Source organism: Clostridium chromiireducens (assembly GCF_003575225.1).
In the GTDB taxonomy this organism is placed as follows: Bacteria; Bacillota; Clostridia; order Clostridiales; family Clostridiaceae; genus Clostridium; species Clostridium chromiireducens.
In genome coordinates this window covers 959,151-975,659 of sequence record NZ_QXDJ01000002.1, presented here as the reverse complement: position 1 = coordinate 975,659, position 16,509 = coordinate 959,151, and the positions used below count along the sequence as shown (strand labels likewise).

Here is a 16,509-nt window from a genome sequence, read left to right as displayed (position 1 = left end):
TTTATAACGGTTTTTGAGCAAGATATAATGCAATAGTATCGTTAATAATGATTTTATTGCCAGAATCTATAATAGCCTTTCTTACTCCCGTGTAAAATTTAGACTTACAAGGCTCTTCTAAAGTTATATGCTCACAATGTGTACTAATATATGAAATATATTCATCAGCATTAAGTGTTCTTACCTTTTTCCAGTCTTGATATTTGTAATTAACAAAGCCATAATTCACAACATTATCATATATCATTTTACAATTATATCTCTGCTTAACAGAAAAATGCTCTTTATATACCTCGTCTATTCTATTGAACAGTTCTTCATTTGCACTTTTCTCATCTGAACGAGTCATAAACATTGCAAGAATTCCACCAGGTTTTAGTATATTGTAGGCTTTTGAAAATGCTATTTCTTCAGGTATCCATTGAATTGTAGCTGCTGAATATATTAAATCAAATGTTTGATTTCCAAAATCGTATGTTTCGAAATCAGCATTTACAATATGAAAATTACTATAAGTCTCATATTTGTTTTCCATATATTCTGTAAAGTTCTCCCCAAGTTCAATTGCCTTATAATTACAACCAGTTATTAAAATAGGCTCTGTTGCTTGTCCTGTCCCTGGACCAATTTCAAGTACATCTTTGCTTGAATTCAACTCAGATACAGTAATAATTTCTGTAAACAGTTCATCACAATATCGGGGTCTGTATTTATCAAATATTTCTGGTATTCGGTCAAATGTCTTTCTGAAATCCATTATTTAAACCTCCTTGTAAATTACAATTTATACACCTTTTAAGAAAGTTGTGAATTAATCTACCGATAAGCAAAGGCTGCTATAATTATACTTGAAAACAATAAGTAGCATAATTGTGAATTAGTTTATTAATCCCGTCCTTATGATATGGCATTAACTTGTTTGCTGTGGAAATATCTACCCACTTTATCTCAGAAATTTCATCTGGATTTTCAATATGAATTGCCCCTCCAATAATTTCAGTTCTAAAAGTTATAAATATTGCATGTTCATTATTTTCTTGAAAAAAACGCTCATTAATAGCGACTATATACCGAATTTTAACTAAAAGACCTGTTTCTTCTTGAACTTCTCTTATCATGGCTTGTTCTAAAGTCTCATTTTCTTCTACTGCACCTCCAGGCATAGACCAAGAATTATGATGATCTCTATTACATACCAGTAACACTTGTTCAGTCTCCTCATTGTATAATAAAGCGTATACAACATTAACCCTCTTCATTTATATCACTCCCTCATGAATAATAAATTACATTGGTGTAACACTTGCAAACTCCAATTGTTACATCCTTTAAGAAAACTGCAAACTAGTCAAATTTCTAATTCCATTATTTCGTTATTCATGGAAAATCCTTGTCGTTCATAGAAAGTTACTGCTCTTTGACTTGGCCAAACAAATAATAATTCAATTTTATTATTTATAGCCCATTGCTTTACTTTTTTTAAAAGTTCTGTTCCTATTCCTTTATTTCTAAATTCAGTTTTTGTGTGAACATTTGTTACATAACCTATTTCCGCAAATAATTTTTGTGGCTTCGGTACTTTTCTTATTCTATTTATATAAATATTTGAAACAATTTCACTATTTTCTTCTGCAATCCAATACTCCCAAGAGCCATTTTTAAGACCATTAACTAAAAATAAATTACACTCTTTAATAAAATCTTCTTTAGAAATATCGAACTTTCCTTCTTCCTCGTATTCATGTTCCCATCTCATTTCTGAAAGCATTGAAATATCACTTTTTGTTGCTAATCTATATATCACATTAACCTCTCCTTCCTCATAATATGTTTCTATACAAACTTCCCTCTAATTTAATAAATAATCTTAATTCATCATGAATTTACAATTGCGGTTATCTACGTTAATTAAACCTACAATATGCTCATTTTGTGAATCAGGCACATTAGAATTTATTTTTTGATTTTAAATATTTTTCCTGCTTTCTTTTATTTCCTATTTTCCATTCCGTATCTAAATCAAAATCATTATCGGCCGCCATTTCAAATAACAAATATAGCATATCGTATAGTTGATGTTGAATTTTATCTCTTTCCGAAGCATTTACAGCCTTTTTTAATAATTCAAATTCTTAATTTAACCACGTTACTTTTTAGCTATTATCCCCATTCAATGCCCCCATTCTAAGTAAAAATTCTCTAACTTCATTTTTATATTCATTTAATGACATATCGTTTCCCCACAAATTATTATTGTTACATGCTTTAAGAATAATGTGCACAAAATTATATATTAATAAGTTGAAAATTTATCGAACTCCGAATTATGCTCATAATCTGTTGCTACACGTTACAATTATCATAAAAGTAATTTCATCTTTATCTTGTTATCTAATTCCCACAAGGCTATCTTATTACTTTCAAATCTCAATAACTCAACTGCTGTATCATAATTTACCCATCTATATTCTTTATGCTCATCAGATATTTGAATATTGTTCTCCTTAACGCAAACAGCAAATTTATACTCTGGAATTACAAGGCAATCCATTCCCCATACTTTTCGCCTTTCCATTGAAAAGCAATTCGTCGGTACATAGCTAATACTTTCTAATTGATAAAATATAGCTTTTTCTTTTATACCAGTTTCTTCCCATGTTTCTCTTTTTGCTGCTTCCAACGGCTTTTCATCATCTTCACCACCACCAGCCACAAATTGCCAGAAATCTTCATTGTCTTCTATATCAGCTCTATTGAAAATACAATATTTTATTCCATCTTCATTTTCAATATATGGAATTACTAAAACTTGCATTTTTGCTCTTGACATTTTCTAATCCCCCCTACAAATTACTATTTATATCATTCAATCTTAAATTGTAATTTAATGAGCTTCGTATTATACTCACTCATCATCATTATATATTCCAACTCCTAATAAAAAATTTTACTTATATTAATTTTTTAGTAAAACAGATAATCCGATTTGCTTCTGTAAATCCAATTCCTAAATGAAATTCCAAACTATTTTCATTATCAAGCTCACAATCACTTGCTAACTCTTTGCAGCCTTGTTCTTTAGCCCAATTTTCACATTCTTTACATAGCAGCTTTGCTATATTCTGTTTACGATGAGCTTCTTCTACAAATTTATATTTCTCCTATCCATCTTTTATACAAAATTTGATCTGTTTTTGTATATCCTAAATGTTCATAAAATCCTTGCGCATTTAAATTTTTATTGCCAGTAAGCAATTTTATTTTAAATATACTTCTTTGTTTATACCAATTTTCAACAAAATAAATCAATCCCTTACCAATTCCTATTTTTTGATACTCTTCCTGTACAAACAATTCTGCTATTTCAAAACGGCAAGTATCGTAACATACCGACTTCAGTTCTTGACAACAACAAAATCCTATCAATTTTCCATTTCTTTCAGCCACAAAAACTGATTCACTATCAATACTACACAAACTTTTTTTTATATTATCTAAAGAATTTGTATTTTTACCATTAAACATATCATTTAATCTTTTAAATTCGTCTGCATCACTTTTATTTGCTACACGAAATATAGTTTCATTTTCCATAAGAAATCACCTCAAACTAACTTTCTTCATATAATAATTAATCAACTCTACAAATTTGGAATTTGTTTAATACTCATAAGTAACGATATGTTCTATTTCGCTTTTAAGATTAATTAATTTCTCTGTAAAAAATGTAGGATATGCTCTATAATTCTTTAAATCATTAATCGGAATCCAATACATATTTTCTTTAACTCCTTGTGTGTAACTGTTACTATCTAATTCACGTGTTCCTCTTGGTTTCATAAGATAATAAAAAGCTATTTCATTACACTTTTTCCCTGATAAACTACCATCTCCAACAAAGAAATTTTCATGTATGAAAGCTAATCTTTCAACTTTATATTGACATATTTTTCCTATACCAATTATTATACTGTTTCTTAAATAAAAAGTCGTAATTCTCATTTTTACCCTTTAATTCCTCATGTGTACCTTCAGCCATAATAAAGCCATCTTTTATTACAATCACTTTATCACAACTTTGAATTGTGGATAAGCGGTGTGCTATTGAAATAAGAGTTTTATCTTTTGAAAGATTTTTTATCTCATTAATAATATCCCTTTCCTTTTCGCTATCTAGGGCACTAGTACTCTCATCAAAGATTATAATATCGTTGTTTTGTAAAAAAGCACGAGCAATGGAAAGACGTTGTTTTTGCCCTCCAGAAAGTTTAACTCCCTTTTCTCCAATTATTGTGTCAAATTTATTTGGTAAAGTTTCAATAAAATCATATATACTCGCTTTACGGCAACATTCAGTTAACTCTTCATCTTTAGCCTCAGGTTTTACCATAAGAAGATTCTCTCTAACCGTCAAATTAAAAAGAGTTGGTTCTTGCATAACGATACTTATTTTTTTACTTATGCTTTTGCTGTCAATAGCATTAATATCTACTCCACCAATCAAAATATTACCTTTTTGCGGAATTATTTGCCCTGATAATATTTTAGCTATTGTAGATTTACCACTACCACTCTCCCCTACTATAGCCAAATGTTCACCATTTTTTACTTCAAACGAAATATTCTTTAATACAAATTCGTCATTATCTTGGTATTTAAAACTAAGATTTTCAACTATTATATTACCGTCTATAATCGGTAAATTCGCTTTTTTCTCCGTTTCAAGATTCAATATTTCAATAACTTTCTCAATATTAACTGAATCGTTTTTGAGTCTAATAATAGAATCACAAATATTCTTTATTAAGTCATAAAACTGTCCATAGAAATTAATAAAGACTAATACCGTACCCACTTCTGAATAACCTTTTATAACAAATAATCCACCAACAAAATATAAGAACATTTGAGTAATAAAATTACGTTGAAAAAATGAAAACGAAAGTCCCAAATGCCAATAAATTTGATTAAGAAACCAAATGCGTCTTATTTTTTTATAATATACGTTTAATTCTTCAAATAGTTTGTCCTCAAGATTATTAATTTTTACATCCTTCCAATTTTGAAAAGTCATATGTAAAAAGGTTTCATATTTTGTATTTATCTTCCACAGTTTTTCACCAGCTTGCTTTGTTTTTTTACCTAAAAAATTAACCACAACAAAAGTCATTGGAATGAAAATTAAACTTAGCAATGCAAGCTGCCAATTTAAACAGAGCAAAATAATTGCTAATACAAAAGAATAAATTATATCGTAATAAAATTCCAAAAAATAATCTGTAAAAAAACTTTCTACCACCACTGTATCATTTTCGATTCTACTCTTTACATCTCCAGTGCTGAATTTATTATAAGACATGCTGTCAATGGTGGTATATTTTTTTAATAACATATGCTTTATCTTTATGTCATATTTTAAAATAAGCCTGTTTGAAAACTTTTTACTGAGTACAATCCCCACTGTAAGTAATATGTATATTAATATATAAGCACATATTATAGCCCAAAGTTTATTAATATTTTTACCTATCATTACGCTATTGATTAAATATGCATATAAAAGCGGCGGTATAATGCCTATACCTAGAGCCCATAATTTTAAGAAACTTAATGCTATGAGCGGCTTTTTAGTTCCACTTATGCCATTTGTTAATTCTTTATATATTTTAAATCGAGTCATAATTTTCATCTCCTAAAGAAAATTGCTCCTTGAAAAGCTCTATATAGGTTTCATTGTCTTTAATAAGATTTTCATGGCTATCAAAACCTTTTATTACCCCATCTGATAACACCGCAATTTTGTCACAACTTCTTATTGTTGAAAAACGATGAGAGATTATTAGGAGTGTTCTGTCTTTTGCCATATTGTAAAGCGTCTCTTTGATATATTCTTCATTTTGGCTGTCAAGATATGAGGTTGCTTCATCAAAAATCATAATTTTAGGATTTTTAACAAAAATCCTAGCTATAGCAAGACGCTGCTTTTGTCCGCCAGATAGGTTCTGACCTTCGCTTCCAATGATAGTATCGAGACCATTTTTTAATGAAAGAAAAACATCATAAAATGCAGCTTTTTTTATTGCTTCTATTAATTTTTCATCATTATCTTTATTATTCGAGAAAGAAAGACAATATCTTAGTGAGCCATCATAAAGTATATTTTCTTGATGAACTATGCCTATTTGCTCTCTTAGACTATGTAAATTAAATTCATTTACATTTACTCCATCTATTAGCAGTTCTCCACTGCTTACATTATATAAATTGTATATAAGATTAACCATGGTAGTCTTGCCCATACCGCTTTTACCTACTATAGCAATTTTTGCTCCATCATCTATGGTCAAATTGATACCGTCTAGAACATTTTTGTCTGACCTATATCCGAACACTACATTTCTAAATTCTATTTTTCCTTTGCCCAATTGCTTTTGTATACCATTTTCTTTATAATCTTCTTCATCTTCATTTAAAATATCTACTACTCGTTCTATTGATACAACCTGTTTAGAAATATCAACAATTTTACCGTTTATAGAACTAAAATTATTTACCGCCATATTAAAATAACCCAAAGCAGCTACAAAGCTTCCTAGCTGCATAGATCCTTTTACAATGAAAATAGAACAAATAATAAATATTATAAGCTGAGCTAAAAGAGTTATAAACGCATTAGCTCTTTCAGATTTAATATAAATTTTCCCGTTGTCTACATTCATTTTATTTATTAATTTAGTACTTTTCATATAATAATTAATTACATTTTTTGTGGCATTAAGAATTTTTACTTCCTGTAAGCTTTTAACTACTTCAAATAAAAATGATGATAATTTTCCTTTCTCTTTATAAATTTTGGAATTAATCAATTGTGATTTTTTCTTAAAGAACATTGATGTGTAAAAAACGATAGGCACTAATGCTAAAGTTGAGATACCCAAAAATAAATTATAAAAAAACATAAAGTACAGCGAAACAGTTATGGTCAAAATGCCGGAATAGCCCCAAAGTATGCTCCAAAAAATAAGATTCATAAAATCTGTGGCATCATTATTTATTCGACTAATAATATCCCCACTATATAAACTAGAAAGATCTTTGCCTTTTTTATGCAATATTTTTTTAAAAAGCTCCCTACGTATGTCAAACACAAAGCTTGTCATTAAGTTTGACCACATAAAATTATTAATCGTAGCAACAATAAATTGATTAAAAAAGAATATGCTTGCATATATGACACATAAATGTAAAAACCCGTCCATATTCTTTTGATAAAAAATTGTATTAACAATATCTCCGATTATAAATGGATAAATAAGATTTGCCAGTGTCATAATCGTAATACAAATTAATTCGCACATAAATTTAAATTTGTGCCGATATAAAAATCTCAGCATCCATTGTTTTTTTGTCATATTTATAACCTTCCTTATGATTTAATAATTTTCACTATTCTAATTTTTTAATTTCAATGCCTATAAAAATATTAATTATCTTCAATTCACACTTAATTACAAGGTTGTAGTAACTTCAAAATCTTAATTGCTACAACTTTTAAGAATATTACATATTACTTACTGATTATGCTCATTTTCTTCCATATGTCATACTAATACAATGTTGCAATTATAATTCTTTCATTCGGATTGTTCTTCAATCCATTTGTGACCTTTTGGATATGCTATCTTCATAGCATTTATGAACCAATTATATCTTTCTTTTTCAAGTCTATTTATTACTACATCAAAATCATGCTGATAATCGCTATTTTCATAGTTTCGTGATTTATAGAGCAATATAATTTCAGGAGCGAGAATATTAATTTCATCTTTTTTTATAAAAGCATTATGTATATCTCGTGTAATATTATTATTTTTTTGGTAGTAAAAAACTCCATTTTCTATTTTATTAAACACGACTTCTATAAAGTCAAGTTCTGTTTGCTCTCTATTAATAAATTTCATATATTTAAATACACCATCAGTTTTGTCAGTCTTTATAAAATCTGCAACTTTCTTATAACACCATATGTTATCAAAATATAATTCTGAATGTTCAAGAGCAAATTCAACTGATACTAGTCTTTGATTGCCAACAGGTGCATCTATCTCCCACCCCTTTGATTCTAGGTACTGAATACATTCTTTCATATCATTAAAACTAACCGTTATATCTACATCTTTATGCTTTCTTGTTATGTTTCCTAAATAAGCATCAATAGCAAATCCCCCACATAGATACCATTCTACATTCATATCAGATAAATGTTCACTTAATTCAATTAATAATTTCATTTTACCGCTCCTTTGTTACACAATAATTTACATTGGTGCAACAACTAAAAGTTTTTGATTGTTGCACCTTTTAAGAACATGATGTATTAATATCTATTAATTATCCTCATTTTCTTCCGTATGTAATTAGTAATCCTTGTACTTTTAAAAATGATTTTTTATTTTCAGTATTTGTAAAATATTCTTTTATTTTAGATTGCATTTTAATATAGGCTTCCGCCTCAACTCTGTCAATTTCTCGATTCATAAATGTTTCAATTAAATTTTCTCTATCAGATATACTAATAGATTTATCCCATTCATTGATTTCAATAAAATCTTGTACTTTTTCTTCATAATCTTGCATATCAGGATATACATACATCACTTTATCATCCATACGAATATCAATATCATTCAAACCTAACTTTTGCATATAAAAGGGCATTCTCATTCCAATTGCATAATCTCTACCTTCATACTCCAGTTCTTTCTTCCATAACCTACCAAAATTAAAAGTTGTACAAAGGTAATCATAATCAATGTCATCAATGTACAATCCGTTATTTTCAAATTCTCTATTAATTTCTATGCAAATAACAAGACCATTTTTCTTAACAGATTCTACCATATTTGCTAATGCTTCCATCGGCTTATTCATATGTCTTAATCCTGCTTGACAAATAGCCATACCATACTTTTTATTCGTTTTAAGAGAATACATATCTGATACAATAAAATTCACATGGAATTCAGAATTGTCAAAATTCACTTTTGCTTCATTAATAAAATATTCGTTATCAATTCCCGTATAAGTGCTTCCTTTAGGTAAAAGCTCAAGTAATTTCATTCCTAAATACCCATTTCCACACCTAAAATCAATAATATCTATTGGCAATTCTATATTCCAAACATTTTTCACAAGAAATTCTAAGTAATCATCGTTCCAAAAGTATTTTCTATTTTTATATAACTTGTTGCTCTTTCCATTCCAATTATCACGCTTGTCTGTGTTTCTTGGTATATACTCTTGCTGACGTAGTGGTTTTAGCCCTAATAATTCATCTACAGAAATATCAAAATATTCAGCTATACTTGGTAATAAAGTAATATCCGGCATTGTTGTACCAGTCTCCCATTTACTAACCGATTGGAACGATACACCTAATACTTCGGCTAAATCCTGTTGCCCAATTCCCCTTTCTTTCCTTAATTCTGCAATTTTAAGCTTAACTGTTGTCATATAAAGACCTCCTTGTAATTTTATAACTTAATGTTAACATGACCATTCAGTCAAACCCATAACGCTATATGCGAATTAACTCGCATATTAGTTGAATTAAAATAACTTTTACTTCATCTTAATTTACATTAGTGAAACACTTACAAACTCCAATTATTACATCCCTTAAGAAAATTATGAATTATCGCTCTTTCTTTAAAAATTACCGCTTTATATTATTATCGTCATCAGTTGGTGAATCCTTTTTAGCATAATTATTGCTTATACTATCACCACCATAAACATTGATACCTTTCTTTATAGGAGAAATCAAAAATCCTAAAACAATCCCCAATGAAAATGCTGTTGATGATAACATAAAGATTTCTCTTTTTTTCAATTTTATCCCCCCTCATACTACTTCTCAATAAATTACAAGGATGCAACAACTACAACACCTTGATTGCTACATCTTTTAAGAAAAATGCTTCTTAGTTTTTAATATTTCACCTTTTACTAACACATAACTGTAGCATTTTTTTATCAACTTCATCGAAATATCCTATATCACTTTCCAAATCCCATAGCATAATTTCTGTCATTTCATCATTCTCTTTGAATCCAGTGATTTTATGAATTTCTGCAAAATATGCAGTTCTATATCTTACATGATCTTTATTTTTATCATATATTTTAAATAGGCCTCTGTATTCAAGATTAGCAACATTCTGGTTTGTCTCTTCGAATAATTCTCTAATCGCACATTCTTTATATGTTTCACCTTTTTCAACTTTTCCAGCAGGAAATTCCCATTGTTTTCTCCATTTGTTATACGCAATTAAATACTTATCATCACATTTTATAAATGCAAATGAACCTGTGATAGGTTTAAATGTATCACTTTCTAGTAAATCTTTTTCAGGTACTTGTATGTACTCCAATAACTGTTGTCCATTTTTATTTTCTGTTAAAATCATTTCTTAACTCCCGCCCTTTAATTCATGATTATTTACTATTGCGTTCTTTGATGCTCCTTAACTACAGTGGTTATACACTATTATCCTTATCCCTTGAAGCTACTTATTTGCAACAGTTAATATTCCAACACAATGTGATATTTAAATATACTTGCAAATATCTTTATTATTTTACTCATTTGAAACTCCTCTATATACTTTCCTAACCACATCTTCAATATTAGCTTCTGTAACACTTAGATCTCTTATTGGGAGCTTTTGTGCCAATTGAGAAATTAGTTCTGCTGCCGTAATTTCATTCTTCTTGAATCTATACCATATTTTTAGATTCTCTTGTTTGATAATCTCTGCATATGGAGTTACAATATCCACACAATGCTTTGAAAGTTCTACTATCAAAACACGATATGGCGCCAGCCTTTCAACTATAGAATCTAAGGGTCCATCTTCAATAATTCCTCCATTATTAATAACTATAAGCCTTTTGCATAATTGTTCTACATCATCAAGATCATGAGTTGTAAGTATAACTGTTGTGTTGTTGATTTTATTTATTTTTTCAATATAATTTCTAATAGAATGCTTTGCTTCAATATCTAAGCCAATTGTTGGTTCATCAAGAAAAAGTATATTGGGTGAATGAATCATTGCTGCCGCAATGTCTCCCCTCATTCTCTGACCTAAAGATAACTGTCTAACTGGAGTGTCTATAATCTCATTAATTTTCAATATCTCACTCATTATATCCATATTTTTATTAAAACTTTTCAAATCTATTTGATATATTCGTCTTAAGAGTTCAAAAGATTCACCTAAACGTAAATCCCAATAAAGTTGTGTCCTTTGACCAAATACTACACCCAAGTTTTTTACAACAGCTTTTCTATTTTCTTGAGGAGAGATTCCATCAACAAGAACTTTTCCAGAAGTTGGATGCAAAATACCAGACATTATTTTAACTGTTGTGCTTTTACCAGCTCCATTAGGTCCTATGAAACCAACTATTTCTCCCTTTTTAATTGAAAAACTAATGTCATTAACTGCATAAACCGTGCTTTTTTCAGGCTTAATTAAACTTGTTAAAGCACCTTTTAAACCTTTATTCTTTTTAACAACAGTAAACCCCTTTACTATATTTTTAACTTCGATTAATTCCATATAAATTAGCCCCCTTGCACTTGAACAGATTTTCTAGCTTTATTCCACAATAAGTAAACTATCATCATTAGCAAAAATGTCCATATTCCTTGTATGCATATAGCTTCAACTGCTTGTTTAACAGAAAGCTTTCCAATATAAATACTTAAACATGTTTGATAAGTATATTGAAATGGAAGAAAACTAAGAATATTTTGTAACCAATTTGGGAAAAACCAAATTGGTATTATACTACCAGAAAGTAACTTAATAAATACATTTTTGATACCTACTAAGTTTCCAATATCCATAAGCCAAAATGTCATTATGCCAAATATTGCATCCATTGACCATAATAAAAGATAACTAAGTATCACACTAAAACTAAAAAGTAAAGAATATATAAAATTGACTGGTGGTGAAATTTTTATAAATAAAAGTACAATTACACTCAATGGCAGAAGTTTATTTACAAGATTTGTTATAAGTCCTCCAATATCTTGAGCAAAATACTTTCCAATCAGGTTGATCGGTTTTAATAGATCAATTGCTATATTCCCTTCTCTTATACTATCATTTAAAGTTGCTTCTACTTCGAAAGAAAATATTGAAGATAATATTGAGGATAATATTGCATAAGTCACCATTTGACTCTCATTAACGCCATTTGCACTATCAATACCATTAAAAGCTGTTTTCCATAAAAACACTGTGGCCATCATCATTATTAAATTAGTAACCAATACTGTTATGACCTCAAATCTATAGGTTAATGAATTAATCATCTTCATTTTTGCTAAATATAAATAAGCAGACATATTCTTTCCCCCTCACAAAAATTTTCTTCTCATTTGTACCTTATAATGTATGATTTTAGAGTTTTATAAAAATATATTTTTACCCCCTAAGAACCTGCACTTGAATAATTTTTCAATCCCCAGTTAAATACGACACTAGCCAGAAGAAACATTATTAAAGCTACAATTGGTGTCCAAATTGCTAGTCCTAGCGGCAAAGAAGTACGAGAATCCTGACCTAAAAATTCACAAGCTGGGTAAAAACTAATAAAACCTATTGGTATTAAAAATGTAAATATTGTTTGAATTATTTGAGGATAAATTGACAGTGGATATAATGTGGTACGCTCTAATGAATCATGTATAATCCATACCAGCGAACGACTACGATTTGTCCAAAAGGCAATAGAGCAGAAAATAGTATAAATAGAAGATCTAATGATTGCCGCAGAAATTACAACAACTATTATCTCTATTGCATTAACAAGAGTCCATTGAAAATTAACTAACTTACAACCTATGGCGAATATTATTCCTCCAGTAAATATATCCGTGAGACCAATAAAATTAATATAATTAGTAATGAACTGAAAAAATACATTCATTGGCCTTAATAACATTCGATCAAATTCACCACGAGTTACATAGCCTTCTATATTCCAGGTTTGAATTGCAAACATAACCATTAACCCATGGCTTAAATCACCAAGACCATAGATAAATGCAAGCTGTGGGAAGGTCCACCCTGCAAGGGGCTGGAAATTACTAACAAGTATATAAAGAAATAATATTCCAACAAAATATCCTATAGGATTTATAATAAAATAACTCACTAAAAATAATGGATACTCAATTTGCTTTTGAATAACAAGACGTGCGTTGCATAATGCAACAGATCCATAATAACTAATAGTTTTAAACAATACTATTCCCCCTTTTTATTATTTTTTCATTCTTAACAACTTCTATCTTATTTACAAATTACTCCACGAGGACAGAGTAATGTTATGAATTACCATATTGAAATAATTATTGTCTATATTAGTAAAGTCATCTTTATCATTAAATGTATGAATATTAGTTTTTGTAATGCTCTTTAATGTAGGTATCATTTATTTCTTTTTGGTCATACCCAATGTAGGTTTTTGATTTCCTATATCTACTAAAAAAGTTGTACTATTTTTTAAATTTCTTTATTGAACTTACATTATATTTATTTTTTCAATTAGACAAATTGAAATTTGTTCTTATGACACAGTATTTATTTTTTCAATAAATGAATATACTTTTTCTGACCAATCCCAAACATCCTTACAATTATTATTTATGTAATATGTTCTATCTGCTAGTTCATATGGAATAATATCTTGAACTATTTTTTGATATTCTTCTGGAATTATAATTGCATTAACATAATCAGAAACTACAACTTCATCTTTTACCTTTATAGGTAAAAAGCCATCATTAATTGCATTAGGGTGTTTTACTAATTTTTCATATTCAAAATAAAATCTTATGCCAGGTGTTAAATTAATTCCCATATCTTCATCAGTTGGAGGTCTGTTCATTTTTCTTTCCATAACCAACCTATCACCGGCCTGACAGTTTCCCCATGTAAACATTACATAACGAAAAAAGTCCTCTGGGTCATTTGCAGCATTTCTAGGTTCTTTAGCAAGTATTTCAGCAGGTAATTTTCTTGAATTTACAGCTGATAATAATTTCCCGCATTCAAATATTTTTATTGCATTTTCTAATGGTGCTGTGTGGCATACAAATTGTGTCATACATCCTTTTCTATACCTACACGCAGTACATTCTGTAATCTTTTGAGGCTTATTGGGATTTGAATATTTTTCTGGTTCTATTAATGCTTTATTTATTTTTTCTATAATATTATCACTATCCGATATTATTTCAGTTTTTCTCCCATTTAGTTTTTCATAATTTATAAAATCAATTACATTTTTCATTTCCCAGTCGTTTATATTAGGATAATTAGATAACCTCTTATATAGGACACCATCCCATAATTCAGTACAATCGTGATTACATATATTTATTTTCATTCACAATCTCACCTCGCTAAATTATAATTTATAATACTCAACTTTAAATTGTAATTTATTCAATGAACTCCTTTGCTTCATTTAGTATTCTTTTTGAACTCTCAAATTGAAAAGCATTCATTGCTTCCTCATATGTCACTAAATAAGCACCTTCTAATTCCTCTTCTTGATAACATATCTGTTGGTTATCATACTCTGCAAGGAAATATATTATTCTTTTAATAACATCTTTTTTATCAGGGATTGGATGTTCATCAGTTGTCCTAAACCCTACAATAATTTGTGGTCTTATACCTATTTCTTCATATAGCTCCCTTAATGCAGTCTCTTCTTCAGTCTCATTCCCCTCAATATGCCCTTTGGGAAATCCATAAAATCCTTCTAACGATTTCACAATAACAAAATAAATATCATTGTCTTTGCGTGTAAATACTACCGCTCCACTTGATACTTCATATTGCATAACGCACCTCCTTCAAATTACTATTTCTACACTTTTTAAGAAGATCACGTATTCCAACATATTTTATTTACCACACTGCATTTTGAAATTACGTATCATCATTCCTTTACTTTCAAACATATTAAAACGCTTATAAAAATCTGTTAAACTATCATTACACAACTAGTAATTAAAATGAATACTTATATGTCTTAAAATCATATCTTGCATTTTCAATATGAACTTCTAAATTATTAACTCCTTCAAGCTTAAATCCACAATATTCCAATACCTTTTGTGATGCAATATTGCTAACTTCAGCAGTCCCAACTAAATATGGAATATCAAAATAGGATTTAGCCCAAATTAATGCGGCTTTTGTTGCCTCTTTTGCATATCCCTTGCCACGGTAATCTTCCACGATACCATAATCCAATTCTGGAACATGTAAATCATCATGCTCGTTTAGACCGATATTTCCAATCAGCTTGTTAGATTCTTTCAAAAAGACACCCAAACAAATATAGCCATGCTCTATATCCATCTTTTCATAATTTGATAAATGCCAATCGAAAAAACGACGTGAATGTGCTTTTTCCATCTGCCAACCAGGATATAAATCTAGAAGTGTTTCAAACTGTTCAAAATCTTTTTCTTCAAAAGGTCTGATATAAAGTCGTTCCGCATTGATATATACCGAATTATCATCTTCATACAATCCAAAATGCTTTTCAATCTGTGACAGCATCTCTTCTTTTGTACTGTCAGCTTTTCGTTCCAGTATCAAAAATCCACTATCACGCATCATTTTCTGCTCTATTTCATTCGTTAATTCTAATGATTGAAAAATGTTTTCGAAATACGTATATTCCATTTCTTGATGTTTTACAAACTCATAAAATTCTCTCTTTTCGGGACGATTAAAATAAGTTTCTCGAATCATAGATTTATCTACTGTCAAGAATACAAGATGACTATAATCAATAATTTCTTGTATATAATCTGGTGTATATAAAACATCTGCAACCACAATTTGATTTTCAGAAAGTTTTATTAAATCAATGAGCACCATTTCCGTCTGTTCTTTTAAAGAATTTATATTCCATCTTGCTTGTTCCTTAATCGGACGCATCCACTGTTCATGAAAGTTTTTACCATGATAACATGTATCTGGTTGATGTAATTCATCTGATATAGACCTATGTGCAGAATATTCTTTATCCATATCATATAAATAAAATCCATGCTTTTCTGCTAATATTTTTGATATAGTTGTCTTTCCAGCACATGCTGTTCCACATATAAAATACACATTTCTTAAGTGATATTTCAAAATATTATTTTGTATATTCATTCTTGCTCTCCTTTATTTATCAACAAATATATCTATGCCATTTATATAAGTAATCCTTTCCTCTATTGCCATGACTAACGTAATTTATTATTGTTAAATAAGTAGTGACACCACATAATTTATTCCTCCAAAATTCAAGAATTATCATAACATCGTCAATTAACAATGCTTAGATTTTATGGGTAATCTTTAGTTCTCAATCATTTACTATTACTTGCATACCTTTTTATAAAAAAGTTAT

17 protein-coding genes and 2 pseudogenes are annotated in these 16,509 nt (G+C 29.0%); all 19 read right to left on the bottom strand.

The features are described from left to right. Window position 1: 1 nt before the first annotated feature. A complete protein-coding gene (locus tag D2A34_RS09790) occupies window positions 2–757 on the bottom strand; it encodes a class I SAM-dependent methyltransferase (protein WP_119366495.1) in 756 nt (251 codons plus the stop codon). An 85-nt stretch (window positions 758–842) separates the two neighbouring features. Beyond that, entirely contained in the window at window positions 843–1,259 is a 417-nt protein-coding gene (locus D2A34_RS09785) for an NUDIX hydrolase (RefSeq protein WP_119366494.1), read from the bottom strand. Between the two features lie 89 nt (window positions 1,260–1,348). Then, the gene (locus D2A34_RS09780) at window positions 1,349–1,804 is read right to left on the bottom strand and encodes a GNAT family N-acetyltransferase (protein WP_119366493.1); all 456 of its coding nucleotides are present in this window, start codon (window positions 1,802–1,804) and stop codon (window positions 1,349–1,351) included. A gap of 555 nt (window positions 1,805–2,359) precedes the next feature. After that, complete coding sequence (locus tag D2A34_RS09775; protein WP_119366492.1) at window positions 2,360–2,830, bottom strand: NUDIX hydrolase; 471 nt, start codon at window positions 2,828–2,830, stop codon at window positions 2,360–2,362. Window positions 2,831–2,951: 121 nt separating this feature from the next. Beyond that, window positions 2,952–3,137 (bottom strand): annotated as a pseudogene (locus D2A34_RS09770) (GNAT family N-acetyltransferase); the annotation flags it as partial. Between the two features lie 13 nt (window positions 3,138–3,150). Then, the gene (locus tag D2A34_RS09765; protein WP_119366491.1) at window positions 3,151–3,594 is read right to left on the bottom strand and encodes a GNAT family N-acetyltransferase; all 444 of its coding nucleotides are present in this window, start codon (window positions 3,592–3,594) and stop codon (window positions 3,151–3,153) included. Window positions 3,595–3,660: 66 nt separating this feature from the next. Further along, a pseudogene (locus D2A34_RS09760) lies at window positions 3,661–3,942 on the bottom strand (NUDIX hydrolase); the annotation flags it as partial. After that, window positions 3,935–5,680: an ABC transporter ATP-binding protein gene (locus D2A34_RS09755; RefSeq protein WP_341467245.1), complete on the bottom strand. Its 1,746-nt coding sequence runs from the start codon at window positions 5,678–5,680 to the stop codon at window positions 3,935–3,937. The pseudogene D2A34_RS09760 and the gene D2A34_RS09755, both read right to left, overlap by 8 nt. Next, a complete protein-coding gene (locus D2A34_RS09750) occupies window positions 5,667–7,358 on the bottom strand; it encodes an ABC transporter ATP-binding protein (RefSeq protein ID WP_182629342.1) in 1,692 nt (563 codons plus the stop codon). The genes D2A34_RS09755 and D2A34_RS09750 overlap by 14 nt, the downstream gene beginning before the upstream one ends. Before the next feature lie 276 nt (window positions 7,359–7,634). Continuing rightward, window positions 7,635–8,291, bottom strand: coding sequence for a nucleotidyltransferase domain-containing protein (locus D2A34_RS09745; protein ID WP_119366488.1), 657 nt, complete (start codon window positions 8,289–8,291; stop codon window positions 7,635–7,637). 106 nt (window positions 8,292–8,397) lie between these two features. Then, on the bottom strand, window positions 8,398–9,513 hold the full coding sequence (locus D2A34_RS09740) for a class I SAM-dependent methyltransferase (protein ID WP_119366487.1): 1,116 nt from the start codon (window positions 9,511–9,513) through the stop codon (window positions 8,398–8,400). A gap of 202 nt (window positions 9,514–9,715) precedes the next feature. After that, on the bottom strand, window positions 9,716–9,892 hold the full coding sequence (locus D2A34_RS26655; protein ID WP_182629341.1) for a hypothetical protein: 177 nt from the start codon (window positions 9,890–9,892) through the stop codon (window positions 9,716–9,718). A gap of 106 nt (window positions 9,893–9,998) precedes the next feature. Beyond that, on the bottom strand, window positions 9,999–10,469 hold the full coding sequence (locus tag D2A34_RS09735; RefSeq protein ID WP_119366486.1) for an NUDIX hydrolase: 471 nt from the start codon (window positions 10,467–10,469) through the stop codon (window positions 9,999–10,001). A 171-nt stretch (window positions 10,470–10,640) separates the two neighbouring features. Further along, window positions 10,641–11,627, bottom strand: a complete 987-nt coding sequence (locus D2A34_RS09730) for an ABC transporter ATP-binding protein (RefSeq protein ID WP_119366485.1) — start codon at window positions 11,625–11,627, stop codon at window positions 10,641–10,643. 5 nt (window positions 11,628–11,632) lie between these two features. Then, complete coding sequence (locus D2A34_RS09725; protein ID WP_119366484.1) at window positions 11,633–12,424, bottom strand: ABC transporter permease; 792 nt, start codon at window positions 12,422–12,424, stop codon at window positions 11,633–11,635. An 86-nt stretch (window positions 12,425–12,510) separates the two neighbouring features. Continuing rightward, window positions 12,511–13,326 (bottom strand): ABC transporter permease, encoded by an 816-nt coding sequence (locus D2A34_RS09720; protein WP_182629340.1) that lies wholly within the window; start codon window positions 13,324–13,326, stop codon window positions 12,511–12,513. A 324-nt stretch (window positions 13,327–13,650) separates the two neighbouring features. Next, entirely contained in the window at window positions 13,651–14,472 is an 822-nt protein-coding gene (locus D2A34_RS09715; RefSeq protein ID WP_119366482.1) for a hypothetical protein, read from the bottom strand. A gap of 55 nt (window positions 14,473–14,527) precedes the next feature. After that, window positions 14,528–14,935, bottom strand: coding sequence for a bis(5'-nucleosyl)-tetraphosphatase (locus D2A34_RS09710; protein ID WP_119366481.1), 408 nt, complete (start codon window positions 14,933–14,935; stop codon window positions 14,528–14,530). Between the two features lie 169 nt (window positions 14,936–15,104). Beyond that, complete coding sequence (locus D2A34_RS09705; RefSeq protein WP_119366480.1) at window positions 15,105–16,268, bottom strand: GNAT family N-acetyltransferase; 1,164 nt, start codon at window positions 16,266–16,268, stop codon at window positions 15,105–15,107. Between the last annotated feature and the right edge of the window lie 241 nt (window positions 16,269–16,509).

Coding starts and splice junctions, on each gene's coding strand:
- D2A34_RS09790 (WP_119366495.1), bottom strand. CDS start 757: ATGGATTTCAGAAAGACATTTGACCGAATACCAGAAATATTTGATAAA.
- D2A34_RS09785 (WP_119366494.1), bottom strand. CDS start 1,259: ATGAAGAGGGTTAATGTTGTATACGCTTTATTATACAATGAGGAGACT.
- D2A34_RS09775 (WP_119366492.1), bottom strand. CDS start 2,830: ATGTCAAGAGCAAAAATGCAAGTTTTAGTAATTCCATATATTGAAAAT.
- D2A34_RS09765 (WP_119366491.1), bottom strand. CDS start 3,594: ATGGAAAATGAAACTATATTTCGTGTAGCAAATAAAAGTGATGCAGAC.
- D2A34_RS09755 (WP_341467245.1), bottom strand. CDS start 5,680: ATGACTCGATTTAAAATATATAAAGAATTAACAAATGGCATAAGTGGA.
- D2A34_RS09750 (WP_182629342.1), bottom strand. CDS start 7,358: ATGTGCGAATTAATTTGTATTACGATTATGACACTGGCAAATCTTATT.
- D2A34_RS09745 (WP_119366488.1), bottom strand. CDS start 8,291: ATGAAATTATTAATTGAATTAAGTGAACATTTATCTGATATGAATGTA.
- D2A34_RS09740 (WP_119366487.1), bottom strand. CDS start 9,513: ATGACAACAGTTAAGCTTAAAATTGCAGAATTAAGGAAAGAAAGGGGA.
- D2A34_RS09735 (WP_119366486.1), bottom strand. CDS start 10,469: ATGATTTTAACAGAAAATAAAAATGGACAACAGTTATTGGAGTACATA.
- D2A34_RS09730 (WP_119366485.1), bottom strand. CDS start 11,627: ATGGAATTAATCGAAGTTAAAAATATAGTAAAGGGGTTTACTGTTGTT.
- D2A34_RS09725 (WP_119366484.1), bottom strand. CDS start 12,424: ATGTCTGCTTATTTATATTTAGCAAAAATGAAGATGATTAATTCATTA.
- D2A34_RS09715 (WP_119366482.1), bottom strand. CDS start 14,472: ATGAAAATAAATATATGTAATCACGATTGTACTGAATTATGGGATGGT.
- D2A34_RS09710 (WP_119366481.1), bottom strand. CDS start 14,935: ATGCAATATGAAGTATCAAGTGGAGCGGTAGTATTTACACGCAAAGAC.
- D2A34_RS09705 (WP_119366480.1), bottom strand. CDS start 16,268: ATGAATATACAAAATAATATTTTGAAATATCACTTAAGAAATGTGTAT.